Genomic DNA, 26491 nt, shown 5'->3' on the forward strand with positions numbered 1-26491 from the left:
AGATTTTAATTCAGAATTTGAAATAATTTGTGTTGAATAATTTACCCATTTATTTGAGGAGATATATCTACAAATGTCGCAAGAATAGAGGTTATAAATTACCTTATGCTGTAATATATAACCGCAATGCAGCATTTTAACAATTGGCATAATTTTTTAGATATCCATTAAAATCAGGTAGGTGATTCGGATGGCGGTGATGGTTGACTGTTCGAAACAGTTTGTTGATCAACTTTGCAAGCTACAAGGTTGACTAACTGAATCCGAAATTCGTTTTCCTGTTTTTTTAAAAGTGTTTTTTATAATATTTGCACGCTGAAAAAGTTTAGGTTGCCTAAAAAATACTTCAGGTATTGTAACCTTATATTGCTGTTTCAGTCTTAGTGATGTTTATCCTTTAAGTTTATTATGATACAATTAGAGCCAATTAGCGGGGTTTTTAATAGAGAACGTGCATTGCAGGCAATATATCCGATGCGGATGTTGATTGTAAAGCAGGCTGATGGCTTTTTATGCATGAATTCCGGCGATTACGAACTGCGCGACAAAAGGATATTTTTTATTCCTGAAGAAGGATTGGTTAGGCTTGAAGGGCGTATTACAGCTGGTTACTGGTTAAATTTTAGCAGTACGCTGTATACAGAGTTTTTGCTCCAGCACCTGGATCCATTGGCCAAAAATCTATTTTTAAATTTATCGTTCAGGGATTTAAGCATACAGGAGTCTGTAAAAACCTATAGTCTGATCGATCAGCTTAAAAGGGAGATTGTTGAAGAAAAGGATACGCGTTTCCTTGCACAGTATTTATCACTTTTTCTTGGTTTTACAGCAGGATTAGACGGTTATCTGGCAGCTTTAACTTTGGATGAGTTACAGCAGGTTTTGCGTTTTAAAGCCATTTTAGATCAGTATTACAGGGTAGAAAGATCCATTCAGTTTTATGCGGAAGGTATGGGGATGAGTATAGGGAAACTGAATAAATTTTTAGATCGTGTATTGGGGAAAAGCTTAACCGTGCTTATAAAAGACAGGATTATGCGGGAAGCAGAAGAACTATTAACGCACAGTGATTTTTCTATTGATCAGATAGCGGCTATATTAGGGTTTGAACAAACTGTAAACTTTACAAAAAGTTTTAAAAGACATAAAGGAATATCGGTACTTCAGTTTTGTAAACTGGTATAAATGAAAGATGAAAATTGGTGCGTCTGGCAAAAAAATGGCCATCATATTGATTTCATCTCTTCTAAAAACAGGCTTTCCGGTCCTCACCACATTAATTGCTTTAGCGCCTAACGCGTAAGGCTTTGCTCACTGGATCTATTATCAGCCGCACCAATTTTTCATTTTGCTAAAATATGAAATCTTGGCTTAAAGCAAAAAAAAATCTCAATTCTTTTACAAATCTGTATACAGGTGTTTACATGGCTGTTTCTCGCTATTTATCTGCTATTTCAACTGCCATCGAAGATTTAAGATAATGGATAAGGATTAAACATAACAGGAATAAAGTAAATTTTAAAGAAATATGATTCTATACAGTTCGTTTTGTGTAGTATTTGTTATACATTCGGGTGTTATCTGTTTTTGTTTGAGTTTTTGCCTGAACCTGGATGTTAGATTATAACACGTTAATCTTCAAACAGGTAACCACTATAGGCTAATCCTTTTGCCACGCTTTTAAAGTTATCGCCGGAGTTTAAAGGGATATGCGGAAATTTATTTTTAAAAAGGTTTTGCACTGCCGAAACCATCGAAGTTCCGCCGGTTAGGAACAAACAATCAATATCCTGCGGATTGATGTTGTAGGTTTCCATAAACTGATCCAGGTAAGTATCTATTCTACTGATATCTTTTTCGATGATGGCATTATATTGGCCGAGCGAAATGTTTTCTTCAATTTCAATCTCCATATTATGGTATTCAAAAGTAGAAACAGGCTGGTCTGAAAGTTCGATTTTGGTTTTCTCAATCGACCTGAAAAGTGAATAGCCCAGGTTATTTTCGATTAGCGTAATGAGGTTTTTAAATTTCGGGTCGTTTTTAGAATAATAATAATATTCTTCAATTTCTTTCTGGATTTTTAAGCCATTAAAGAAGTTCATTTTATCCCAGGTACAGATATTGGCAAATAGTGATTTGGGTACGTTTAATACTTTGCCCGGCGTAGCTTCATACATGGTATTTTTCCCAAAATATGGCGTTCCTTTATCCCACATAAAAGCAGAATCTAAACTATCGCCACCGATATAGATACCGCCCGATGCAATCATGTCGTTTTTACGGTCTTTACTGCCCACTTTATCCGGATCGAGGATGAGGTAGGTAAAATCGGTAGTACCTCCGCCCAAATCGGCAACCAGTACACGTTCCTTCTTTTTTATGGTTTTCTCGTAGGCAAAAGCCGCCCCGATGGGTTCGAACTGGAAACGTACTTCGCTAAAACCAGCACTTTCTGCTGCTTTTTTAAGCCTGGTTTGCGCAAGCGTATCTTTCATGGTATTATCATCATCAAAGAAAACAGGTCGGCCAATAACAGCTTTCTGGCAATCTTCGCCGATAATTTTATCTGCTTTTTGTTTTAAGTCTTTAAGGATCAGCGTAACCAGGTCTGACGCGGTATAACGTTTATTGTGGATCCGCGTTTCGGTAAAGGTGGTACGCGAAAGAATCTGTTTAATGGATTTAATAAACCTGCCCTTCATGCCATCGCTTAAATAGGCTTCAATTGCTTTTTCGCCAACAATATGGTTTTCGCCATCAATAATGCTTTTAACCTCTGTGAAATAAATTAACGAAGGGATAGAAATTGTATCGATAATCTCCTTTTTTTCTTCATCATAAATCGATAATGCCGAGTTGGTTGTTCCAAAATCGATTCCGTATAAAAACTTACTCATGGGTTTAACGTATTGTGGGTGTAGCTAAGAAATGGGGCTGCGAAAGTATCAAAAAATGGTTTAAGAAGCTAAAGTTTTTAAAATAATTCACTTGTGCCCAAATGGGCATTAACAATGCGGGTAATCTGCTGGCCAAGTTCTTTTGCATTTCCGATACCTACACTCTTTATGGCCGCAAGCTGATCGGTAGTTTTGGGCATCCGCTCAGCTATCGAAAGTAATGCGAGATCGGAAAGTACGGCATAATCCTGTGTTCCCCTTTGCGCGGCTATGGTTTTACGCCATTCTACCAGGTTTTTGTATACCTGCGGATTGGAAATTTCTTTTGGCTTGATACTCGATTTAATGATCTTTTTCTCGGGCTGTTTGTTACCTGCGGCATGCAGGGTATCGATGTAATCTTTAATTGAAAAAGGATTCCACGATATTTTAAATAAAGCCAGTTTGGTTTGAAGCGCATCTTTACAATCTTTCAATACCGTAAGTAACTTATCCGAGTGGGTATCGTTATAAAAATTGATAGCGACAATCTTCGCCATCAATACCATTACCTGTTCGAGTTTTGGAATGAAATAATCGGATGCTTTTTTCACGCGCTCCATAAAAGCACCGGCATTGGCAGGGTTTTCGGAAGTGCTTATTTTTGAAAATTCTTTTGTTATAAAGTTTCTGGCTACTTTAAAAACTTCGTTCTGCAGGATCTGGTTTGCTTGTTCATAAATAGATAAAAAAGCATTTTTTTCATCTTTATCAATGAGTTTCGAGCGGCCCAGTTTTTCCCAGTCTTTGGCCACGAGCGAAAAATCCAGTAATTCGTGGATCAAACTCCAGGCATATTGCTGGCTATATTTTTCCAGTAATTCGGGTGTAGGCTTATCCTGGTGGCTGGCTTTTGTAAAACTGATTACTTTTGCGTCGGTTATGATGCTCTCGGCAGTTACCGGAGATTTTAAGATCAATCCTTCCAAACTTCTGCAACGACTTAATGCCACATAGGCCTGTCCGTGGGTAAAAGCGGTGCTTACATCAACAATGGCATGATCGAAGGTTAAACCCTGACTCTTATGAACAGTGATGGCCCAGGCGAGTTTAAACGGATATTGGGAGAATGAACCTGTACTTGTTTCGTCGATTTTATTGTCTTCATCGCTAAGGCTGTATTTTACATTCTGCCAGATTTCTTTCTCCACTTCAATCTCTTTACCATCGCCAGAAAAAGCAACTTTTATCGAATGCTGATCAATTGCGGTGATTTTTGCTGCTTTCCCGTTATAATATTGCTTTTTGCCAGATGAATCATTTTTAATAAAAATCACCTGTGCGCCCAGTTTTAACTGGAGTTTTTCGTCGGTAGGGTAGGCATCTTTAGGAAAATCGCCACTGATTTCGGCATCAAAATCAAACATTTCGCCCTCCAGTTTCTCTAAGCAGCCCTGGTTAATTTCGTTTACCAGTTGGTTATGCGTGGTTAACGTGATGTAATCATCTTTCCATTCCTGATCTAAAGATGGATCGTAACGTTCGTTAAGTTTTTCTAGCAGATTGCTATCGAGTGTGTTTTCGCGCATGCCATTCAGGATATCCAGAAATACGGGATCCGACTGGCGGTAAACTTTATCGAGCATAAACGTAACCATCGGAGTGGAACGGAAAATAATGCTGTCGAAAAAATACGGACTTGAATAGTACGCGCCCAGGATATGCCAGGCATCATGAAAAATGGGAGAGAGCTGATAAAGATCGCCAATCATTAAAACCTGAACGCCACCGAACGGAAGGTTTGATCCTTTAACACGTTTTAAGGTACGATCGATAAAATCGATAATATCAACCCGGACCATACTGATCTCATCTATAATCAGGAGATCAAGGCAACGCAGCAACCTTGTTTTTTCGTCTGAATATTTGAAACCGGTTTCTGCACTTTCGTCAACAACTGGGATCAAGGGGCCAAAAGGGATCTGGAAAAAAGAATGTAGGGTTACACCACCCGCATTTATCGCAGCAACGGCGGTAGGTGCTACCACTGCAAAATTCTTTTTTGTGGTATCCCTGATTTTGCGCAGCAGGGTGGTTTTTCCTGTTCCTGCCTTACCGGTTAAAAAAACCGGCTGATTGGTTGTGGCTAAAAAATCTAAAAGAAGCTGGTTATCCGGATCGGGCGTATTCATATCAATTACAAAAATAACCTATTCGGGATTGATTTCAGGGCTGCTGAAGGGCCGTTTTATCCACATTTTGAAAAGGAGGATAAGCAATGTTGAAAATAAAAATCAAGATTAAGCGGTTGAAAATGAGTTTATATTCTGTTTTTAGCGAAAATTTGCCAAAAACATTTTCGAAAATTCAATTCAAATTTGTAACATTGCACTCGCAAAAAAGGAGTACCTTTTTTCCGGGCCTATAGCTCAGCTGGTTAGAGTAGAAGACTCATAATCTTTTGGTCCCTGGTTCGAGCCCAGGTGGGCCCACTGCTTTAAACCCCTTTAAGGACAACTTGAAGGGGTTTTTTGTTGGGTAAAAAACTAACAGAAGCTGTTATGTACAGCACATGAGTCCCCCCGGCTGATAAACCATTTTAAGCTTGTTAAGCTCTCTGAGTGCTAAACAGGATTTGTGATAATTTCCTCTTTTGAGCGCTCTTTCTGCTCTTCATAAGAAATTTATACGCATCCTGCATTATTTTCAGGCAGCCGGAATGGGCATATTAATACATGATAAATATCGTTGTTTATATTATATTTGTGTTGTCCCCATGCGTGTTTACAGTTCATACTCTGATAGCGAATTGGCATTCCTGTTAACCCAGGGTGATGAACTGGCCTTTACCGAAATTTACAACCGCTTTTACGGATTACTTTTTATACACGCAAGCAAACGTTTAAACGATGAGGAAGAAGCAAAAGATGTACTTCATCAGTTATTCGAGTCGCTATGGCTTAAACGTACGCATGTAGCCCCGGATGGCAATTTATCGGCCTATTTATATACCGCCGTACGTAACCGGATTCTGGATGTATTTGCACATCAGAAAGTGGAAAGCAAATATGTAGATTCTCTTCAGGACTATATTGATCAGGACCATATACTAACTGATTATCGCGTACGAGAGAAGCAAATGGCTTTATTGATCGAGCAGGAGATTGATGCATTGCCACCAAAAATGCGTGAAATATTTATATTAAGCCGTAAAGAGAATAAATCTCATAAAGAAATTGCCATGCAATTGGGGCTTTCTGAATTAACTGTTAAAACCCAGGTTAAAAAAGCATTGAGGATTTTGAAAACCAGGCTTGGATTGGTGATTTACGTCGCTTTTCTCTTTAAAACCTATCATTAATTGCTTTTCTGTCAAAATTAATTCCCGTTTTCTTCTAAAAAATACCCCTGACGAAATTATTTTAAAAAAAATAATTTTTCAATACCCCCAGTGTACCACCTTTGCCGTATATATATTAATCAACCAAACTAGACTTCCTTTTAATGGAGCAAAACGCAAAGAAGCTTTTAAATAAATATCTTGCAGGCAATTGTACGCCCGAAGAAAATGCCGCTGTTGAAGACTGGTATCATCAACTGCCCTTCGAAAAAGATTCGCCTGATCATCCGGCCATCGAAAACAGTAAGGAAGAAGTTTGGCGCAGGTTAAGCAAGGGTGCAAAGTCTGTCAAGTTGATCACTTTTAAACGCATCGCCATTGCAGCCAGCATCATTTTATGCTTTGGCCTGGGTTTTTATTTAATAGCAGGTCGCAATACGCAACCGTTAACGGCCAAAACAGAATTAAAAGATATCCTTCCGGGAGGCCATAAGGCAACATTAACCCTGGCAGATGGAACAATAGTTAACTTGGACGATGCCAAAAACGGTCAGGTAGCCAGCCAGAATGGTATTCTGATCCGCAAGGCAAAAAACGGTCAGCTCGAATATGTGGTGAAAGAAATCCCTAACGCACCGGTTACAGGTTCGAACAGCATTAGTACGCCACGTGGTGGACAATACCAGGTAAGTTTGCCTGATGGTACTAAAGTGTGGTTAAATGCAGCTACTACCTTGAAGTATCCTTATGCATTTGCTAAAAATGAAAGGGTAGTAGAACTTAACGGGGAAGCTTATTTTGAAGTTGCAAAAGATCATACCCGGCCATTCAGGGTAAAAACAGATGCGCAAACGGTAGAAGTACTCGGCACGCATTTTAATATCAACGCTTATCATGATGAAGCCGCTGAGAAAACCACTTTATTAGAGGGCGCAGTGAAAGTGAGCAATGCTTCGGGCAGTGTTAAACTCCAACCCGGCGAGCAATCAAGACTAAATAACGGCACCGCCAAATTAATTGTCGACCAGCAGGTTGACATTGATAAGGAAATGGCCTGGAAGAATAATATATTTTCATTTGATAATGATGATTTGCAGACCATTATGCGGCAGATTTCGCGATGGTATGATGTTGATGTGGTTTATGAGGGCAAAATTCCATCAGAAAAATATGTGGGCGAAATTCCAAGGAACAGCAACCTGGCAGAGGTATTTAAAATATTAGAACTTAACCATGTTCATATCGATGTAAAGGGAAAGGTACTTACGGTATCAGGAAATTAAACAAGAATGGCTTTTCTCTAAACAGCCGAAAAAATCAACCAACCAATTACAAACAAACTAAACTTTATGATGAAAAAACTACCAGAAATTTAGCATCCTACCTTTAAAAAAACCGAAAGCGCGACAACGCTTCCGGTAGAAATTTGGACAAGCAGCTTGCTTCGAAACCCAGCTGCTATTTTTTAACCTCATTCATTACAAAGGTATGAAATTAACTACCCTTTACAACCCCGTGTGCGACATGCGGAGGGTAAAGATTAAATTTTTATTGGTCATGAAATTGACTACAACTTTACTGCTGGTTGGCGCCCTGCATTTGTCGGCGGCCACCTTTTCACAAACAGTAACGCTCTCTCGAAGAAAAACCTCACTTAAACAGGTATTTAAGGAGATAAAAAAGCAAACAGGCTACTTTTTCTTTTACAAAGGTCAGTTGTTGCAGGATAAACCTGATGTTACGGTAGAATTTGTAAAAACATCGTTAACAGAGGCATTGAATACAGCTTTAAAAGATCAGAACCTTAACTATAATATCGTTAACAAAACCATTGTAATCAGCAGTAAAGAAAATTTACCGCCAACTCCCCAGCACGCAGCCGTAAAAATTGAAGTAAAAGGCGTTGTGATTGATAAAACCACCGGCGAAACCATTCCCGGCGTTAATATTTCAGTTAAAAATGGTGCAAGCGTGGGTATCACCAACGATAAAGGCGAATTTAAAGTAAGCGTTGATGAAGGAAGCATTTTGGTTTTTAGTTATGTGGGCTACGATTTATCTGAGGCAAAAGCTACAGGCGGAAAAGCATTGAACATTAAGCTTAGTGCCAAATTAACCCAGATGAATGATGTGGTGGTTACCGGTTATCAAACCATCAAAAAAGATACCTACACCGGTAATGCCATCACCATCAAAGGCGAAGATTTAAAGAAAAACAATCCACAGAGTTTATTAAAGAGTATCCAGAGTTTTGATCCCTCATTTAAAGTTTTGGATAATAACTTATTTGGCTCTGATCCCAATGCACTGCCTAAAATTAATGTCAGGGGAGCAACAGCACTCCCTTCGATAAGCGATACCGAAAATATATTAGACCGGAATAACCTGTCGAGCAATTATAACCTGCCTGCTTTTATGCTCGACGGTTTCGAAGTTACCCTGCAAAAGGTAACCGATTTAGACATCAACAGGATCGAATCGGTAACGCTGCTCAAAGATGCTGCGGCAACTGCCGTATATGGATCAAGGGCGGCAAATGGTGTAATTGTAATTACCACTAAAGCGCCGGTTGCGGGTAAGCTTCAGCTTTCGTATAACTACGAACTGAGCGTAAATGCACCTGACTTAACCGATTATCATGTTTTAAATGCAAAAGATAAACTTGCTTACGAAAAACTGGCTGGTTTGTACGATTCGGGTTTAAACACTGCGTATACCGCTGATCAATTGGATGCTGAATATTTTTCGAGGTTAAAAAACGTTGCCAGCGGGGTAGATACTTATTGGTTATCTCAGGCGCTCCGCAACGCGTACCGGCAAAAACATTCATTGTATGTACAAGGTGGCGACCAGAAATTCAGGTACGGAGTGGATCTGCGTTACGAAACTACACCGGGTGTGATGCTGAAATCAGACCGTAACCGTTACAGTGGGGGCATGAATTTTACTTACAATCCAACTTCAAAATTATTGTTCCGCAACGAAGTTACGATCACACAGGTAGATGGAAATAATTCGCCTTACGGGGATTTCTCAACTTATGTAAGGATGAATCCATATTATCCCATAGCCAATGCAAATGGAGAAATGATACAGGAATTAGCTACCTGGCAGGTGGATACACATGATAACAGTAATGGTCAGCAGATTAAGCAAACTCATGTTTTTAATCCACTCTATGAAGGCACACTGGCCAGTTTTGATAAATCTTCAAACCTGGAATTGATCGACGCCTTTTCTGTCGACTGGAAATTAAGTCCAAGTTTAACTTTTAAAAGTCAGATCAGTTTAAACAAAAGTAAAACCTCCGGGGATAAGTTTGTTTCGCCGTTAAGTAATGTATTCTACGACTACGCGGCGGATAAACTGAATAACAAAGGCTCTTATACTTTGGTCGAAAGCGATCGTTTGGCAATTGATGGTAAGGCAACTTTGGGTTATAACAAACAAATTGGCGACCAGTATTTTAACCTTGTATTGGGTACAAATGTGGTAACCGCCCGTACCGACGATAAACTGATTGAAGCGCAGGGCTTTTCTAACGATCGTTTTACCAATATCGGTTTTGCACGTATTTACAAGGAAAATTCCGCTCCGGGGGGTAATGTATCCGAAAACAGGCTTGCCGGTGCATTTTTCTCCGGAAACTACTCTTTCAAAAATAAATATCTCTTAGATGCCTCTTTCCGTTACGAAGGATCATCAGCATTTGGTTCAAATAAACGTTTTGCGCCTTTCTGGTCAACAGGTATTGGATGGAATATGCACCGCGAAGCTTTTCTGGCCGATTCTAAAGTCATCAGCCAGTTAAGGTTAAAAGCGAGCACAGGTATTGTTGGGTCTGTTTCTTTTCCGGCTTATTTATCACGTTCAATTTATCAGTACGATCCTTCCAACTGGTATTCTACCGGTTTAGGTGCTCAGGTTTTGGGTTATGGCAATAGTAATTTACAATGGCAGAAAACCGAAACTTATGATGTAGGTATCGATTTAGGCCTTTTTCAGGACCGTTTTGTCATCTCGCCGAGATATTATTACAAATTAACCAAAGGTTTGATTACGGATATCGATCTTTCGCCTTCTACCGGGTTTACCACCTATAAAGAAAACCTGGGAGATATGGCCAACGAAGGTTATGAGCTTTATTTAACAGCTAATGCCTATCGGAATAAAGATTTTAACATCAACATTACCGGAAACCTGGCACACAACGTTAATACTTTGGTGAAACTTTCCAACTCGCTGAAAACATTAAACGATAAAATCGACCAATACCAAACCAATCCAGATAAAAAAGCACAGTCTACACCATTGTTGCGCTATAACGAAGGGCAGTCGCTTTCTTCTATTTATGCGGTGAGATCTTTAGGCATCGACCCACAAACCGGTAAAGAGATTTTTGTGAAAAAAGATGGTTCCATTACTTACAACTGGGATGTAAAAGACATTATGCCGGTGGCAGATGGTGCACCAAAAGCCGAGGGTAATGTATCGGCCAATATTGGCTACCGCAATTTTATGCTGAGTTTAAGTTTTTATTATCGTTTTGGTGGTTATACCTACAATCAAACCCTGGTTGACCGAGTTGAAAATGCCGATCCACGGTTTAATGTGGATAGCAGGGTATTAAATGAGCGATGGATTAAACCCGGCGACCAGACATTCTTTAAAAATATTGCCGATTTATCGATCACCAATGTTTCATCAAGGTTTGTACAGAAAGATAACCTGATGGAGTTACGGTCTGTTTACCTCTCTTACGATTTTAAAAGGGAACTGATCAAAAAGCTTGGCTTCCAGAACCTTCGTACTTCCTTAACCCTGAACGATATTTTCAGGACTTCGAGTATTGAAATGGAAAGGGGTACAAGCTATCCCTTTGCCAGGAGTTTAACTGTTTCATTGCTGGCTTCATTCTAACATTAAGAAAATGAAAAAATATTTATTAATAATCATCACGCTCATTGCATTTACATCCTGTAAAAAGTTTTTGGATATCCAGCCCGAATCTGATATATCGAAAGAAGAGTTGTTTACTACCGAGGAAGGCTTTAAAGAAGCATTAAATGGTGCGTATGTAGGTTTGGCCAGCCCCAATCTGTATGGGGGCAATTTAACCGTAAGCAATCTGGATATTATTGCGCAGAATTACCAGTTTAACGACGGTGTTCTGCAAAAGATAGCCACTTTCGATTATACCCTACCGGATTGGATGGGCAAGATTAGCACTATCTGGAACAATTCATACAAAAGTATAGGTAATGTAAACCAGATTTTGGAAGTTATTGACGACCGGAAAAACCTGTTTAAAGATGGTAATTACAACATTATTAAAGGCGAAGCACTTGCTTTAAGGGCCTATATGCATTTCGATTTGCTGAGAATGTTCGGACCATCATATAAGAATAATCCAACATTTAAAGCCATGCCTTACGTCACGACGGTTTCGACCAAAAGTACACCTTATTCTACAGTGAGCGAGGTAATCGACCAGGTTATTTCCGATCTGCAACAGGCAAAAGCACTCCTTAAAACTACCGATCCCATTATTCCGGCTTCTTATGTGGTAGGTTATCCAAACGGGACAAAAACAACCGAACTTAAAAATGCTTCATTGTTTTTACAGAATAGAAGACACCGCATTAACTATTATGCCGTTGCAGGGGAGCTGGCCAGGGTATACCTCTATAAAGGCGACAATACCAATAGTTTAAGCAATGCCAGAGAAGTAATTGAATCGTTGAAATTTCCCTGGACAGTTAAAGAAGATTTCTTTGCTGCTGATGTAACCAAGCGCGACAGGATTTTTTACAATGAAATTTTATTCGGTTGGTATGCGTCGAAGGATGCAATAGATCAGGCTAATGGGCTTTTTGCAAAAGATAACCCTCTTTATTCTGCCACAGCTGACCAGATCAATACCATCTATAATTTAGGAACGGTTGGGGCTGATGACTGGCGTTATAAACAATGGTTTAGGCTAGTAAAGGCTGCGAATGTTGCAGATCGCTTTTACCTGCAAAAATATGTGGTTAATTCAAGCCCGGTTGTAAACTTACATCCAATGGTAATGCCCGCGTTACGTTTAAGCGAAATGTACCTGATTGCTGCTGAAGCCAGTTTTGACACTGATGTCACAAAAGCGGCCGATTATTTTAATACCCTCAGGATTCACCGTGGAATAGGCACGCAATTGTCAGTAGGTATTTCCAAAACGGATTTTATAAAAGAACTGGAAGGAGAGTACCGCAAGGAATTTTACGGAGAAAGCCAGAACTTTTATATGCACAAAAGACTGAATTTACCCGTGGTTACCACCTCAGGCTTTATTTATACCCCTTCGGATAAACTTTTTGTGTTTCCGCTTCCGGTTGATGAACAAGCTTATAGAAACTAACCTTAACAGACAAAAGATGAAAAAAAATATAATTTATGTTTTGCTTTTGAGCATTACTTTCTTTGCCTGCAAAAAGAACGAAATGTTACCATATATCGCTGATGACAACGTTTATCTGCGCTATCTGGATCAGAATGGCAATCAGGATACCACCACCCTTAGTTACTCGTTTGCATTTAATCCGGGCCTGGCCCAGGATACTTTATGGGTCCCCATTGTGGTTACCGGACCAAGGGTATCGCACAGCAGGCAGTTTGCCTTAACTGTTGTTGATTCGGTTACTACAGCGGTAAAGGGAACGCATTATGAAGCGCTAAAGCCATTTTATACCCTGCCGGCAGATTCTGGAACTGTTAAAATTCCGTTAATCATTAAAAATACCGACGAAGCCCTGGCCAATAAATCGGTAATCCTGGGGATCAGTACAGTAAAAGGTGGCGATTTTCAGGCCAACCTTCCGCTTGTACTGCGCAGTAAAAAAGTGATTTTCTCTAACCGTTTGGAAAAACCGGGTTGGTGGATGTACTGGGCGCAGTTGGGAGAATATGGAAGGATCAAACACCAGTTGTTCCTGATCTCATCGGGTACGGTTGATTTGGTAGACCTTTCGAAGCCGGATGCTTATCTACAGATCCCACGTTCGCTTTATTACATCGAAAATTTCCGTGTTTTCTTAAATGATCCCGCCGCATGGATTGCCAAAAACCCCGGCAAAGACTTTGTGTTAACGCCAAAAACTGATGGTAGCAAAGACTTCGATTTCTACAATACGGCCTCACCAACCAAGCGTTACACCCTTAAATATTTCTCACTGGTAAACGCTTACTTTTTTGTGGATGAGAACGGCAAACAGATTATTATCTAACCGTTGATAAAAAAAATGAAGATGAAATTCAAACTGATTTTTATACTGGCCATCATCGCCGGTTTATATACGGCCTGTAAAAAGGATCTGGGTAATTATGATTATCACCCGCCGTCAGCGCCCATGCTTAGTGCATTTAAAGACTCTACCTTCGCCGCTTTATTGGGCGATTCGCTGATCCTTAATCCAAAAATTACGCTTGCTGATGCCAATCCATCAACCGATTTAGAATACGAATGGCAAATTACCGTTCAGGAAGAGCTAAGGGCAGAGGTTTATCAGGGATTTCCCTTAAGGATTGTTTATAATCTCGGTCCGGGTTTACGCACGGCAAAACTGATTATTACCGATAAACGTAACGGATTAAAATATAAAATTCCCTTTAATATTATGGGCAGTACAGAGTTCACCAAAGGGAAAATTGTGTTAAGTGACGATAATGGTACTACTAAACTCTCTTTTATAAAACCCGATAACAAAACGGTTATTCCGGATATTTATAATGCTTTCCACAAAGAAACTTTACCTGATCATCCTGTTGAACTGTATTTTGCAGATCCACTTCCATACCAACCCATCACCCAGCAACAGTTTTGGGTATTGTGTAACGATCAGACTAAAAAAAGCCCCTTACTGGATGCCAGTACGCTATTGCGGAAAAGCTATTTCAACGATCAGTTTTTTACCCCTCCGGCTACAATTGCACCTGGCCATATTGAAGCTTATCAGGGAACGGTGCCAACAGGCGTTATTAATGGTAAAATGTATGTTGGGGTAACTTCAACTGCCCCTTTTGCCCCTGATTATGGAAAATTTGCAAACGAAATAGCGGGTGATTACAGCCTGTCGAAGTATTTTTCATTCGTTGGGTCCTTTTACTTTGCTTTCGATACCAAAACCAAAGGCTTCGTAACTTTTGCCGGTGATGGAAGTTATCTCGGCAAAGATTATGTGGTAGATCCTGCAGGCACCGCTTTTGATCCCAAAAATATTGGTATGGACCTGCTTTATATGCAAACTGGACCTGCAGGTACTTATTATGCATTTTTTAAAGCTGCAGATGGCAGCATTTATGAGCTGGGCTTTACCTACCAGTTTGATTCGGTAAACCGAAAAATCAAAGCAGAATATAAACGGATTTTCAAAGGTGCATCGCTCATTACTGCCGATACCAAATGGCAGCGCAACAGTTTAAACGTGTTTTATTTTACAGCTAATGATAAAATTTACCGCTATAACCCGCTAAATGAAGAGTTACGCACATTAGATGCCAATTTCGGGGGAAAGAAAGTATCAATGCTAAAAATCAGTGCCGATGATAATACCTTAACTGTCGGTACCGAAGGGGCTGTTTATACCCTTGATGTAAGCGTAGGTAAAAACGGGGTCATTACCCAAACCATTACCGGAATTCCGGGAGCTCCGGTTGATATTGTAATCAGAAAATAATCATTTTCCATGCTTTGGGCAAATAACGCCCGGGCATGGAAATTATTTAAACAGTTAATTCAAAATACAAATGAAAAATATACAATTAGCCATATTGGCCTTTTTGCTCCCTGTTTTAACCTGGGCACAAACCCCAAATTTTAGTTTAACAGGTAAAATCGGCACGCTGGGCGCTCCGGCGAAAGCCTATATCGATTATATGGACAATGGCGTAAGTCACGAAGATTCAGTAGCCCTTGTTAACGGAATGTTCAAATTTGCCGGACATATTTCTGGTAATGCCTATGCCCGCATGGCGCTCGATCATACCGGAGATGGTAAAGGTAAAGCTGTTTACACCGGTGATGTAATTTACTTTTATTTCGGTAAGGAACAGGTAAGCATTACCTCAAAAGATTCTTTGCAGAATGCTGTTTTTGCCGGCTCAAAAGTTTATCAGGAGTACGATTCTTATAACAAAGCTATAGGTGGTACCATTATGGAACTCACCAAAGCTGTAAACATCGATTTTAACCGTGGTACGCCCGAACAGCAAAAAGATACCGCTTACATGAAGGCGGTTGACATGCGATATCGCAAAAACATTCAGAACAGAACAGATAAACAGTTCCAGTTTGCTAAAGAACATCCTGCTTCTTATTTCGCATTGGTGGCCCTGTCTGAAGCTGCCGGGGCAAAAGTAGATGTAGCCAAAGTTCAGCCGCTTTTTAACGCCCTGAGCAAAGAATATCGTGAGACCGACATGGGTAAAGAACTGGCCCAGCGCATTGCTGCAAGTGGTATTACCGCGGTTGGAAACGCAGCGCCACTTTTTACGCAGAATAATGTGGTGGGCAAGCCCGTTTCATTAGCCAGTTTAAAAGGAAAAGTAGTATTGGTTGAGTTTTGGGCGAGCTGGTGCGGACCATGCAGGGCAGAAAATCCGAACCTGGTAAAACAGTACCAAACCTATAAAGATAAAGGCTTCGAAATTATATCCGTTTCATTGGATAATGTAAAAGAGCGCTGGTTAGAAGCCATCGAGAAAGATGGATTAGACTGGATCCATGTTTCTGACCTAAAAGGCTGGAATAACGAAGTGGGCCGTTTATATGGCGTACGTGCTGTACCGGCCAGTTTCCTGGTAGATGCGCAGGGTAAAATCATCGGGAATGGCCTGCGTGGCGAACCCCTGAATAAAAAACTTGCTGAAATATTCAACTAATTACAGGCTGAAGAGATATAGATTATGAAAAAGATTTTAACCTTATGCCTGATGCTGGTTTCGCTGTTCACATTTGGTAATGGAAAATACCGGGATAAAATTGCCCTCAGGGTTTTGTATGTGGGGTATAATCCCGATAAACCCATGCCCAAAAATGTAGTTTACTATTCTACTACACCAGCAATTATCGAAAAAATTTACAAAACCAGGATGGCAGATTTTAAAGCCTTTTTGGAGCTGCGTTTTACCGAAGTTAAGGTTGTAGATGTAGCTGATTATAAACCCGATATGTCTGATGGGGTTGATGTAACCCTTATGGATGCCGGTCCGGTTAATATGCCTGCAAACTTTAACCGCCCGATGGTGCTTATGCATGCCATGGCACCTAATGTTGGTTTACCTTTGGGTTTGAAATTTGATTGGTATTGCCAGTGTTTGGATGATGAAGCTTTAAATATTAAAACAGATCATCCCATTTTTAATACTCCAAATGCCGTAAAACTGACCATGGTGAAGAAACCAACTCCAGGTTCTTTTTTTAATGGTCATCAGGCAGCAACAACCCCTAAAGAAATGGAGATGTGGCAGGTGGTAAAACAGGGTTTTTCCTCAAAAGAACCTTACCTGATCGGGATGGTATCGCATGGCGAAGGCTTTAACGATTCGCCTGATGCGGAGTCGATATCAGGTGGCGTTTGTCTTAAAAATGCAGAAGCGGTAGCCCTTGGCCGTCAGGGGAATTACTTTATGTGGGGTTTTGCGGGTTCGCCAGACTATATGACTGATGAAGCCAAAGATGTTTTTGTAAATGCGATTTGCTACATCAAAAAATTCGATCATAAAGCAGCAATGGTTAAAAAAGTGCAGATCGAAACCCGCAGTGGTATAGATGAACTGGTTTATCGTTTAAACAAAGACCTTTATAACCAGGCCATCGTATCAAGGCGTGAGGGAAATCTCCGCATGCTCAAAATGCAGCAGGAATTAAAAGATAAAAAAGCAAAAGGTGAAGATATTGGCCATGGCAACGAAATGTTTTTGAAAATGCCCGTGACTAATGATACCCAATCTTTTGAAGATTATGTAAAAGGTTTTGCAGGCGATAGTTTATTCAGGCTTTACGGTACCAATATTGGTCATTACCACAAATACTACCGTGAGAATTATGAGTATTTCTATCCATCGGGTGTGTATACACTTCAGTTGGATCGCGATGCTCAAAAATTAGGCATTTCTAACCGTAAAGTAGCACTTTTAGATAAATGTGTAAGCTTATTAGAGCATGGCAAAGATGTGGCAATGGCCCAGCGACTGTTAGAGAGATATACTACACAAAATTTCACGAAGGCTGCCGACTGGAGAAACTGGCTTAACCAAAACCGCAACAATTTATTTTATACGGAATCGGGCGGTTTTAAATTTATGGTTAATACTTACGGAAAAACTGTTCCGCTTGGAGAACAGCATAGTTACCAATTACCAAAAGCAGTTGTTGGGGGAGAACCAACCACAGCCGATCCCGTAGCTGTTTCTGCCAGGTTTATTCCCGGTAATGGCAATAAAAAAGACAGTCTAGTAATTGAAGCCAAAATTTTAAAAGGCTGGCATATTTATGCTTATGTATCCAAAGATAATCCCTTTATCGTTACCGAAACCCGTTTAGAGCTTCCTGAAGGGGCCATTGCTGATCAAGAATGGAAAACAACGGCAGCAATTCCATATCCGGGAAACGAGGGCATGTTTATTTTTGAGGGCAAAGCAAACTTTAGGTTGCTGATTGATTATAGCCAGGCTAAAGCCGGAACAAAAATTAAATGCGGCCTGTATTACCAGGTTTGTGATGAAACCAAATGTTATCCGCCAAAAGAGAAAATGTTGGAAATCTCCATTTAAGCTACCTATGCACCCGGCATGGCCAGTAAAATGGCCATGCCGTTTTTTAAACTCTTCAACGTAAAATATGAAACTTTTTTTAAGGCTTTGCCTGTTGCTGTGCGTATTTATGCCGATTGAATTGTGGGCTCAAATGCCCGCTGGCAGAGCTGATTCCCTGCATAATAAACTTTTATCAGAAATGATTTCTGTGCCTGCCCCTAACTTTATTTTAAAAGATCTTGACGGAAATACCGTATCGATAAAGGATTTAAAAGGGAAAATTATCGTACTCGATTTCTGGTCTACCTGGTGTGTACCCTGTAAAAAATCCTTTCCCGCCATGCAGCTTGCTGTTAATGCCTATAAAAATGATCCTGGCGTAAAATTCCTCTTCATTCATACATGGGAAACCACCAAAACTCCTGTTGACGATGTAAAGAAATACATCACACAATCTGGCTTTAAATTCGAGGTACTAATGGATTTGAAAGATGCTTCGGGGCATAATGCCGCCGTTGAAGCTTACAGCGTAAGTGCTATTCCTGCAAAATTCATTATCGATAAAGCCGGTAATATTGTATTTAAACTAACCGGTTTTACCGGAACCGACGATGCCGCTCTGGCAGAAATTTCTGAACGGATTATGCTGGCAAAAACCCATAAATAACCATGTATAACTATATCAAAGGGATAATATTAACCTTAGTGGTGTTTATCGGCCTCAGTGCTGCGGCCCAGAAAAAACAGGTTGCAAAATTCCAGCAAATTATAAACGAAGCCGTTAAAAAAGCTTATCCTGCCAGTGTAAGGATGTGGGGGTTCGACGTGCAGCAGCAACAAAGAACCAGTGCCCAGTTTAGTGGGGTAGTGGTAAGTGCAGATGGCTACATCCTCACAGCTGCACATACTATTTTACCAGGTAAAAATTATAAGGTCTTTTTTCCCGACGGGCGCGAATGTATTGCAATTGCTTTAGGTAAAATCGAAAACAAAGCTACCCCAGGCATACCGGATGTGGGCATGATGAAAATCACCGATAAGGGAAACTGGCCTTTTGCAGAAATGGGATATTCTGCAAGCCTGGTTAAAAACGAACCTTGTATCAGTATTTCCTATCCAGAAAGTTTAAACCAAACATTTCCCACGTTGAGGTTGGGCAGCGTGGCTGAGGTAAAAAACAAATATGGATTTATCCGCTCAACCTGCAAAATGGAACCGGGCGATTCAGGCGGGCCATTGTTTGATTACCATGGCCGGGTGATTGGTTTGCACAGCGCTATTGATGTTTCAGAAGATATGAATTTTGAAATACCTGTTGATCTCTATCGCCGTTACCACACAGCTTTAAACAGCGAAATACTGTATACCGCTTTTCCTAAAGAGGAAGACAGTGTTAAAACAGATCCTTTACGTTCGGTTATTGAAAAAGAAAATAAACAAAAAACATTACACCCGGTATTTGAAACACCAGCGCTTAAGAACAGCACTTTTTTAATTAAGAGTACGGTTAAAGGTAAGATTCAGGAAATTGAAGCCACTTTAATTAATGTAGAAACGGCCAATGGAGATAAAAAACAATTTCTGCTGAGTAAAAGCACCATGGTTGGAGAACATCCGCAAATAGCTGGTAATGGATTAAATAGCCCGCTAAATCTTTTAACAAGGGATAAGGAAAATGACCTGGTTTTGCTTCAGTCTTCCGAAAAACTTGCAGGCGGAGTGGATTTAGATTCGGCTTCGGATGAAAATAATAAGATGGAAATGGGAAGATTTTTATATACTCTCGCGCATAATGGTAAAGTAATAACTAGTATTTTAAGCAGTTCCTTATTCAATTTGCCAAAAATCAGTAATATGCCTTATCTCGGTGCCATGGTGGTATATAATTCGAGTCCGGCTCAGTTTTCGCTGATAAAAGAGGGTAGTCCGGCAGAAAAAGCAGGTATAAAAGTGGGCGATGAGCTGATCAGCATTAATGGAAAGCCCATAACAAAAGCGAACGAATTTGCACCCGAAATGATGAAATACTGGGCAGATGATGAACTTACATTTGAATGGGCAAAAGACTCGGTTAAGGTAAAAAAAAGCATTAAACTGGATGGACGGGTACAACCGGCATTTAACCATCCTGCAGAGAAATTTGAAGGTGGTAAATCAGAAAGACGAGATGGTTTTGACCATATTTTTGCGCATGATGCGGCCATCAAAGCCAGTGCATGTGGTTCTCCTGTTTTCGATTGGGAAGGTAATTTTTATGGGATTAACATCGCCAGATTCAGCAGAACTTCAGTAATCTGCATAACCACCAGCGCACTAAGAAAATTTATTAATGCGTATCTTAATAAATAGGAGGTAATTTATCGAGCTGGCCGAGCTTAACAGACATTTCAAATACAAAAAGTCTCCACACAATTTTATGATGAGCTGATAAATGAATTTAACCATCCACTTTCAAAAATGGTTTTAAATTTAGAATCAAAATAATATAAAAATCATGAAAGACATAAATCCCTGGATCAACTTCAATGGCAATGCCGCAGAAGCATTCATGTTTTAGAATTCGGTTTTTGGCGGCGAGTTTACAAAAATCGTCCCTTTTAAAGATTTATCAGGTACAATTGCGTATCAGAATGTGGTTATGCACAACAATTTGGTATTGGATGATGTTACCTCTATACACATGGAAAAAGAAATAGAAGGTTATTATTCGGGTACCAGCGGGTTGATATTGCCGGTACCCAATAAACTGCATTACCCGGAAGCATTCAGGGATCGCTCCAGGCTGTGTTATTACGGCTCGCTGATGAATAGTATCGAAATCAATAGCTCGTTTTATAAAATTCCGATGGCCACAACAGTAAAAAAGTGGTATGGGGAAGTTCCTGACGGTTTCCGTTTTACCTTTAAACTTTTTAAGGGCATCACACATGCTCCAAAGCTGGGGTTTAATCCTGCAGATATCGCTAACTTTATGGAAGTTATCGATCATGCCGGCGATAAAAAAGGATGTCTGCTGGTTCAGTTTCCACCCAGTATCAGGATAGACGATTTTCCCCAGCTTTCGCGCTTAATGGTAAGCCTGCGGGAGCATGATCCCGAAAAAAAATGGAAGATTGCGTTCGAGTTCAGGCATGCTTCCTTGTATGTGGAAGAGGTGATGGAGCTACTGGAAGAAAACGGGTTTGGAATGGTTATCCATGATAAAGGTGCAGCAGCGGGTCCATTGGATGATACCGGCAACGGTTTTCGTTACATAAGGTTTCATGGACCGGGTGGCAACTATAGGGGCAGTTACCCGGAAGATGTATTGGCTGAATATGCCGGTTATATTGCTGAGTGGCTATCAGAAAAAAAGGAAGTTTTTGTTTATTTTAACAACACAATGGGAAACGCTTACCAAAACCTTTTAACCCTCAGGGGTTTTGTTGCCGATATGGTTTAATATTTAAATTATTTGTGTAACTTACTTATAATGTGTTATTTACCTATACTGTCTTTATTGTATTTCCCCCTGTAATCCAGAGGCGATAAACCTGTATATTTTCTGAAAACTTCACGGAATGCCTTAACATCAATATAACCTACTTCGTACATTACTTCATTAATTGTTTTACGGCTCGTTTCGAAGGCTTTTTTAGCCATTTCTATTTTAACCCGCTGCGCATATTCAATCGGCGTATTTCCGGTGGCTTTGATAAACCTTCTGTCAAAATTCCTGCGGCCAACATTAAATTTTGAAGAGAGGTCGCCGATGCTGATTTTTTCATCCGGATTATGCTCGATATAATTTTGGGCCTCTATCACAAGTGTATCGCCATGTTTTTTTTGACCGTTGAAAATCGTAAACTCCGATTGCGTGCTCCGGTCTATTTCAATCTGGAAAACTTTAGAGCAAAAAATTGCCGTTTGCCTGTCGTAGTATTTTTCAACCAGGTATAAGATCAGGTTTAAAAATGAGTAGGCTCCTCCATTGGTGTAAATTCCCTTTTCATCAGTAATCAGGTGATCGGTTTGCAGGTTTACTTTCGGAAACATCAGACGAAAATTTTCGGCAACCGACCAGTGTGTAGAACAAACTTTTCCATCTAATAAACCAGATGCCGCCAGCAAAAATGTGCCGGTGCAGATGGTGGCAATTTCGGCACCCAATTGATATTGCTGTTGTAACCAGGCCACCAAAGCCTCGTTTCCCTTCAGCGCAAGCTCATAATTGTGGTTAAGAGATGGTACAATAATTAAATCGGTTTTGGCAATTTGTGCAATCGTGGTGTGCGGCTTAACCGAAAACAGACCTGCATTAAAATCAACCTGCTCACACACTCCGGCCAGCTGGATATTAAACAGCTCTTGTTTTGCCATGGTTTTCCATTGGTGGTTTGCCCTCGAAAATATCTCGTAGGTTCCGGTAATGCTGCTCAGGTTATTTTCTCCGTTGGGTACTATAATGGTGAGGTGTTTCATAGCCGCTTTTTTTATCAAAGATAAGGTATATCGTTGTCCAAATCAACCCGTTAGAATGTCTAATTAGCACCCTGATAAATTGAAGATTCTTGTATTACTTTGTATATCAGCTGGAAAATGAGGCTGTTGATTTTTAAATGAAAACTATAGTTATGATAGCACCGCTTCTATTAATGGCAATGCTCAGCTGCCAGAACCCGACGGTAAAACTTACGGGACAAAAGACATTAACAAACACCAATAAAATCAAAACGATTATGAAAAGCAAAGATTACACTACAAACATTTTGGTTGATAAAACTCCGCAGGTAGCATTTAAGGCCATACAAAATTTCAGGGGCTGGTGGTCTCAGGAAATCCAGGGATCAACCGATGTGCTCAATGAAACCTTTTTTTACCACTATAAGGATGTGCATTTGTGCAAACTGAAACTTATCGAAAAAATTTCCAATCAAAAACTGGTATACCTGGTGGTGGATAACCAGTTCAATTTTGTGAAAGATAAGACAGAATGGATAGGTACCAAACTGATTTTTGAGCTCATCCCCGAGGGTAATCACACTAAAGTTGTATTTACCCATCAGGGACTGGTGCCTGAATACGAATGTTACAAGGTATGTAACGACGCCTGGACCAGCTATATCCAGGGAAGCTTAAAAACCTACATTGAAACCGGAACTGGAAAACCGAATGGGAAAGAAGGAGGCCTTAACGCCGAACTTGTTAAAAAATGGGGATTGCCGGATAAATAAAATGTTAAAATGTACCACATCCTCCGCACAACGGCATGCGTAAAAACGATATAAAATTGAAAATTTTAAATGAAATAAAAATGGAACGGCAAACACATTACACAACATCAATCTTACTTGATAAGTCGCCTGAAGAAGTATTTAATACCATCAATAATGTTGGCGGATGGTGGCAGGGAGAAATCAACGGAAGTACCGGAAAAGTAAATGATGAATTTACCTATCAGATGGGCGATGTTCATTTTTCAAAACAAAAAGTGATTGAATCTTTGCCCGGAAAAAAGGTAGTGTGGTTGGTAACAGATAGCGAAATCAATTTTGTATCCGATAAAAAAGAGTGGGTTAATACAAAAATTGTGTTTGATATCAGCCCTGAAGGTGAAAAAACCAGGTTAACTTTTACCCATCGGGGACTAGTTCCTGCGATTGAATGTTATGGAGGTTGTTCGGGTGCATGGCAGAATTTAATTGAAAAAAGTCTGTTCAGTTACATTAATACCGGCAAAGGTGTAGATGTATTTTAAAGTACCTATAAAATTTAGGTGCTATGAGATGATTAATCTTCACTAAGCGCATAAGAGGGCACACATGAGTAATGGTCGCCCTCTTTTTTATGCAGCGCATATTTTATGGTTGTTTACAGGCTTTTTTAGGTGATGCCACCTTCACTGTTAAGCAATTTAATTTATTGCTTTTTGTGGGTCCCGATCACCTGCAAGGCAATCGCCAAAAATGCGAGGTCTTTCACTACAAAAAAGTCTGTTACAATAATTCCATCGCTCAATTTCCATATTCCTGGTGTTGTTGCCAAAAAGCTAAGCGTGGTTAGGAAAATAATTAGAGTAAGATAACCGGCAATTTCTCCCACACGGCGGTTCCAGAATGATCCGATCAGCAGGATACCAGTAACAATTTCATAAATCCCGATAATATTGGATACCCCCTGAACCGAGGTAACACGATATAACCAGTTCATAAAAAAGCTGTTCGATACATATCCTTTTATTGCCATGGCTTCGGCAGGAGTGAATTTTAACAGTCCAATCCAAAATAGTACAATGATTACGGAAATCACGCCCAGCGTATATCCTGATTTTCTTAAATCGACATTTGTTTTCATGTTTTTTATCTGTTTGGTCGTACAGCACTCATAAACCTTACAACGGATACACCGATTTCTTTTAAAAAAAATTACTTCAATTTTTTTGTAAGGAATTGAAATGTGCACCGACAAAGGGGAAAAAACAATTATGAATAGCACAAAAATAACAGCCCTTTCAGCTCTCGCGCTACTTGCCTCAACCTTTGCAGCATGTAAAAAAGATGATTCTCCGCAGCCGGATCTCGCAACAGAAAAAACAACCATCTCCGTAGAAAATGTTCTGAACTCCAAACCGCTTGTAGAATCAGGTGTTTTCCAGGGTTCCGGATCACCGGTTATTTTACCTGGACAATCCGTTTCAATCCAGTTCTCTGCTGCAAAAGGAGAAGCCATATCTTTCGCCACAATGTACGGTGCTTCAAACGATCTGTTTTTTGCACCCGAAAATCCCGGCATACAGGTTTACAATAACGATGGAACTCCAATCGAAGGCGACGTATCCATGCAGGTAAAATTATGGGATAACGGTACACGTATTAATCAAAAACCCGGTGCTTCGGTTTCGCACCCCGGCGTTGCGGAGAGCAAAAATATTACTGAAGTGAATGCAACCGATGCCCAGGGAAACAGCTACCTGGCTGCATCAAAACTGGTAAAGGCCACATTAAAGTATAACGGTAATTCCCTTTTTACCCTCACACTTGAAAATACTTCTGGCGGTACGGCGAATGAAACCCCTTTAAGCCCCGGAGTTTGGTCGGTATCTTATATTGTTGGAGGAAATCTGCTAAATGCGGCCCCTTTGTACGCTAAAGATAAACCAACAGCAAATGGCCTTACCTGGATTGCAGAAGCCGGCGATAACGGACCTTTATCTGTTTATATTAAAGGCATTACAGGGATATTTACACCCCTTTCGCCCATATTGGTAGTGGTTTACAACGGGATTGATAACCCGCTTTACAAAGTTGGAGAAATCGACCGTAACCAGGGCTTGAAAGACCTTGCCCAAAAAGGCGATGCAAGTGTTCTGGCTTCATTTTTAAAAGGAAAAACCGGTGTAAAATCAGTATATGTACTTGCAGCTTCCACAACAACGGTATTGCTTCCGGTAATCAATGGCCAGCAGGGAGGTAAAGTTTCGCAGGAACTGTCGGTTACAAAAGGTGACCGCGTAGCGATAGCAACGATGTACGGGTTTTCGAATGACTGGTTTTTTGCCAGTGGTGCCGAAGGGATAGATCCATTCAAAAAAGGTGATGCATCATCCGCTATAGCCCTTTACAATAACGGAACCGCCCTGGATCAGTTCCCGGGTGCAGGTATTACGCAGTTTAACCTGGCCGGAACTCCTTTGGCCGAAAGCAAGCCCATAAGCCTTGTGCCTAATCCCAATCCATTTACCACTTTGCCCGATATCGCAAATTTCATCAAAGTGACCTTACAATAACAGGAGGATAAGCTGGCCCACCAAACCCTTATCAGCAACTTAATTTAAATGATTCAAAGAAAGGATGTAGCACCTTAAATAGTGTGTTGCATCTTTCCTTTATCACAAAACCCACAAATGGAAAATATTGAAACCCAAACAGCCATTAATAAACTAACCGACCCACATCAATGGGTATCAAAATATGCAGATTACCTGTATACCTATGCGGTTTCGCGGCTTAATGATGAAGAAATTGCCAAAGACCTGGTTCAGGAAACTTTTTTGGCAGCACTAGAGCGGATGGATAAATTTGAAGGAAACAGCTCTGAAAAAACCTGGCTTACGGCTATCCTGAAATATAAAGTTATCGATGTATACCGTAAACGTTCCAAAAGCTTTGGTGAAGAAATAAAACCCGCTAACGACGTGGATGGTGAAGAAGAATTTTTCTACCCCGAAGCGGGTAACTGGAAAGTGGAACACTGGCCACAGGAGATGGGGATTGAAGAACCAGATGCATTAATCAGCAGGGAGTTTACCGAAATTTTACAAAAATGTATGAAAAAGTTACCCGGGTTATGGCTCGCAATTTTTACGATGAAACACATGGATGAGGAAGAAACTGCAGTGATCTGTAAGGAATTGAGGGTTACTGCTTCAAATTTCTGGGTAATTATCCACCGTACCAAGGTGAACCTCCGGTCGTGCCTACAAAAAAACTGGATTTAACAGCAT

20 protein-coding genes and 1 tRNA gene are annotated in these 26491 nt (G+C 40.2%); 17 read left to right on the plus strand and 4 right to left on the minus strand.

Going from position 1 to position 26491, the window contains the following annotated elements; all coding sequences use genetic code 11:
* The first annotated feature begins 408 nt into the window (after positions 1-408).
* Positions 409-1185 (plus strand): helix-turn-helix domain-containing protein, encoded by a 777-nt coding sequence (locus DRW42_RS07310; RefSeq protein ID WP_113948180.1) that lies wholly within the window; start codon positions 409-411, stop codon positions 1183-1185.
* 446 nt (positions 1186-1631) lie between these two features.
* Here DRW42_RS07310 and DRW42_RS07315 read toward each other — a convergent pair whose 3' ends face one another.
* A complete protein-coding gene (locus DRW42_RS07315) occupies positions 1632-2900 on the minus strand; it encodes an Hsp70 family protein (RefSeq protein ID WP_113948181.1) in 1269 nt (422 codons plus the stop codon).
* Positions 2901-2977: 77 nt separating this feature from the next.
* Positions 2978-5071, minus strand: a complete 2094-nt coding sequence (locus tag DRW42_RS07320; protein ID WP_113948182.1) for an HRDC domain-containing protein — start codon at positions 5069-5071, stop codon at positions 2978-2980.
* A 226-nt stretch (positions 5072-5297) separates the two neighbouring features.
* On the opposite strand from DRW42_RS07320, the gene DRW42_RS07325 reads away from it, so the two are divergent.
* From DRW42_RS07325 to DRW42_RS07380, 12 genes are all read left to right on the plus strand, one after another.
* Positions 5298-5371, plus strand: a tRNA-Ile gene (locus DRW42_RS07325).
* Positions 5372-5655: 284 nt separating this feature from the next.
* Entirely contained in the window at positions 5656-6240 is a 585-nt protein-coding gene (locus DRW42_RS07330) for an RNA polymerase sigma factor (RefSeq protein WP_113948183.1), read from the plus strand.
* Positions 6241-6383: 143 nt separating this feature from the next.
* The gene (locus DRW42_RS07335; protein WP_113948184.1) at positions 6384-7502 is read left to right on the plus strand and encodes a FecR family protein; all 1119 of its coding nucleotides are present in this window, start codon (positions 6384-6386) and stop codon (positions 7500-7502) included.
* A 274-nt stretch (positions 7503-7776) separates the two neighbouring features.
* The gene (locus DRW42_RS07340; protein WP_244215221.1) at positions 7777-11139 is read left to right on the plus strand and encodes a SusC/RagA family TonB-linked outer membrane protein; all 3363 of its coding nucleotides are present in this window, start codon (positions 7777-7779) and stop codon (positions 11137-11139) included.
* A gap of 10 nt (positions 11140-11149) precedes the next feature.
* Positions 11150-12616: a RagB/SusD family nutrient uptake outer membrane protein gene (locus DRW42_RS07345; RefSeq protein WP_113948186.1), complete on the plus strand. Its 1467-nt coding sequence runs from the start codon at positions 11150-11152 to the stop codon at positions 12614-12616.
* 16 nt (positions 12617-12632) lie between these two features.
* Positions 12633-13481 (plus strand): DUF4843 domain-containing protein, encoded by an 849-nt coding sequence (locus DRW42_RS07350; protein WP_158544293.1) that lies wholly within the window; start codon positions 12633-12635, stop codon positions 13479-13481.
* A gap of 21 nt (positions 13482-13502) precedes the next feature.
* A complete protein-coding gene (locus DRW42_RS07355) occupies positions 13503-14930 on the plus strand; it encodes a PKD-like family lipoprotein (RefSeq protein ID WP_158544294.1) in 1428 nt (475 codons plus the stop codon).
* 70 nt (positions 14931-15000) lie between these two features.
* The gene (locus DRW42_RS07360; protein WP_167437798.1) at positions 15001-16134 is read left to right on the plus strand and encodes a TlpA disulfide reductase family protein; all 1134 of its coding nucleotides are present in this window, start codon (positions 15001-15003) and stop codon (positions 16132-16134) included.
* A gap of 24 nt (positions 16135-16158) precedes the next feature.
* On the plus strand, positions 16159-18027 hold the full coding sequence (locus DRW42_RS07365) for a protein-disulfide reductase DsbD domain-containing protein (RefSeq protein ID WP_113948190.1): 1869 nt from the start codon (positions 16159-16161) through the stop codon (positions 18025-18027).
* Positions 18028-18094: 67 nt separating this feature from the next.
* Positions 18095-18676, plus strand: coding sequence for a TlpA family protein disulfide reductase (locus tag DRW42_RS07370; RefSeq protein ID WP_113948191.1), 582 nt, complete (start codon positions 18095-18097; stop codon positions 18674-18676).
* Between the two features lie 2 nt (positions 18677-18678).
* A complete protein-coding gene (locus tag DRW42_RS07375; protein ID WP_113948192.1) occupies positions 18679-20358 on the plus strand; it encodes a S1C family serine protease in 1680 nt (559 codons plus the stop codon).
* A gap of 289 nt (positions 20359-20647) precedes the next feature.
* The gene (locus DRW42_RS07380) at positions 20648-21451 is read left to right on the plus strand and encodes a DUF72 domain-containing protein (RefSeq protein ID WP_244215222.1); all 804 of its coding nucleotides are present in this window, start codon (positions 20648-20650) and stop codon (positions 21449-21451) included.
* 35 nt (positions 21452-21486) lie between these two features.
* Here the strand turns inward: DRW42_RS07380 and DRW42_RS07385 are convergent, their stop codons facing one another.
* Positions 21487-22470, minus strand: a complete 984-nt coding sequence (locus DRW42_RS07385) for a GlxA family transcriptional regulator (protein WP_113948193.1) — start codon at positions 22468-22470, stop codon at positions 21487-21489.
* A 152-nt stretch (positions 22471-22622) separates the two neighbouring features.
* Between DRW42_RS07385 and DRW42_RS07390 the strand changes: the two genes are divergently transcribed.
* Together DRW42_RS07390 and DRW42_RS07395 are read left to right on the plus strand one after the other, a co-directional pair.
* Positions 22623-23222 (plus strand): SRPBCC family protein, encoded by a 600-nt coding sequence (locus DRW42_RS07390; RefSeq protein WP_244215223.1) that lies wholly within the window; start codon positions 22623-22625, stop codon positions 23220-23222.
* A gap of 80 nt (positions 23223-23302) precedes the next feature.
* Complete coding sequence (locus DRW42_RS07395) at positions 23303-23746, plus strand: SRPBCC domain-containing protein (protein WP_113948317.1); 444 nt, start codon at positions 23303-23305, stop codon at positions 23744-23746.
* Positions 23747-23907: 161 nt separating this feature from the next.
* On the opposite strand, the gene DRW42_RS07400 is transcribed toward DRW42_RS07395, so the two are convergent.
* Entirely contained in the window at positions 23908-24342 is a 435-nt protein-coding gene (locus tag DRW42_RS07400; protein ID WP_113948194.1) for a DUF417 family protein, read from the minus strand.
* Between the two features lie 130 nt (positions 24343-24472).
* On the opposite strand from DRW42_RS07400, the gene DRW42_RS07405 reads away from it, so the two are divergent.
* Positions 24473-25774: a spondin domain-containing protein gene (locus DRW42_RS07405; protein ID WP_113948318.1), complete on the plus strand. Its 1302-nt coding sequence runs from the start codon at positions 24473-24475 to the stop codon at positions 25772-25774.
* A gap of 117 nt (positions 25775-25891) precedes the next feature.
* Entirely contained in the window at positions 25892-26485 is a 594-nt protein-coding gene (locus DRW42_RS07410; RefSeq protein WP_113948195.1) for a sigma-70 family RNA polymerase sigma factor, read from the plus strand.
* Positions 26486-26491: the final 6 nt, after the last annotated feature.

Origin of the sequence: Pedobacter miscanthi (assembly GCF_003315595.1) — a bacterium.
GTDB classification, from domain to species: Bacteria; Bacteroidota; Bacteroidia; order Sphingobacteriales; family Sphingobacteriaceae; genus Pedobacter; species Pedobacter miscanthi.

Excerpts from the sequence above, each read along its gene's own strand:
- DRW42_RS07340 (WP_244215221.1), top strand. The coding sequence starts at position 7,777 with ATGAAATTGACTACAACTTTACTGCTGGTTGGCGCCCTGCATTTGTCG.
- DRW42_RS07370 (WP_113948191.1), top strand. The coding sequence starts at position 18,095 with ATGAAACTTTTTTTAAGGCTTTGCCTGTTGCTGTGCGTATTTATGCCG.
- DRW42_RS07375 (WP_113948192.1), top strand. The coding sequence starts at position 18,679 with ATGTATAACTATATCAAAGGGATAATATTAACCTTAGTGGTGTTTATC.
- DRW42_RS07385 (WP_113948193.1), bottom strand. The coding sequence starts at position 22,470 with ATGAAACACCTCACCATTATAGTACCCAACGGAGAAAATAACCTGAGC.
- DRW42_RS07365 (WP_113948190.1), top strand. The coding sequence starts at position 16,159 with ATGAAAAAGATTTTAACCTTATGCCTGATGCTGGTTTCGCTGTTCACA.
- DRW42_RS07350 (WP_158544293.1), top strand. The coding sequence starts at position 12,633 with ATGAAAAAAAATATAATTTATGTTTTGCTTTTGAGCATTACTTTCTTT.
- DRW42_RS07320 (WP_113948182.1), bottom strand. The coding sequence starts at position 5,071 with ATGAATACGCCCGATCCGGATAACCAGCTTCTTTTAGATTTTTTAGCC.
- DRW42_RS07405 (WP_113948318.1), top strand. The coding sequence starts at position 24,473 with ATGAATAGCACAAAAATAACAGCCCTTTCAGCTCTCGCGCTACTTGCC.
- DRW42_RS07395 (WP_113948317.1), top strand. The coding sequence starts at position 23,303 with ATGGAACGGCAAACACATTACACAACATCAATCTTACTTGATAAGTCG.
- DRW42_RS07330 (WP_113948183.1), top strand. The coding sequence starts at position 5,656 with ATGCGTGTTTACAGTTCATACTCTGATAGCGAATTGGCATTCCTGTTA.
- DRW42_RS07400 (WP_113948194.1), bottom strand. The coding sequence starts at position 24,342 with ATGAAAACAAATGTCGATTTAAGAAAATCAGGATATACGCTGGGCGTG.
- DRW42_RS07335 (WP_113948184.1), top strand. The coding sequence starts at position 6,384 with ATGGAGCAAAACGCAAAGAAGCTTTTAAATAAATATCTTGCAGGCAAT.
- DRW42_RS07380 (WP_244215222.1), top strand. The coding sequence starts at position 20,648 with ATGCACAACAATTTGGTATTGGATGATGTTACCTCTATACACATGGAA.
- DRW42_RS07360 (WP_167437798.1), top strand. The coding sequence starts at position 15,001 with ATGAAAAATATACAATTAGCCATATTGGCCTTTTTGCTCCCTGTTTTA.
- DRW42_RS07390 (WP_244215223.1), top strand. The coding sequence starts at position 22,623 with ATGATAGCACCGCTTCTATTAATGGCAATGCTCAGCTGCCAGAACCCG.
- DRW42_RS07410 (WP_113948195.1), top strand. The coding sequence starts at position 25,892 with ATGGAAAATATTGAAACCCAAACAGCCATTAATAAACTAACCGACCCA.
- DRW42_RS07315 (WP_113948181.1), bottom strand. The coding sequence starts at position 2,900 with ATGAGTAAGTTTTTATACGGAATCGATTTTGGAACAACCAACTCGGCA.
- DRW42_RS07310 (WP_113948180.1), top strand. The coding sequence starts at position 409 with ATGATACAATTAGAGCCAATTAGCGGGGTTTTTAATAGAGAACGTGCA.
- DRW42_RS07355 (WP_158544294.1), top strand. The coding sequence starts at position 13,503 with ATGAAATTCAAACTGATTTTTATACTGGCCATCATCGCCGGTTTATAT.
- DRW42_RS07345 (WP_113948186.1), top strand. The coding sequence starts at position 11,150 with ATGAAAAAATATTTATTAATAATCATCACGCTCATTGCATTTACATCC.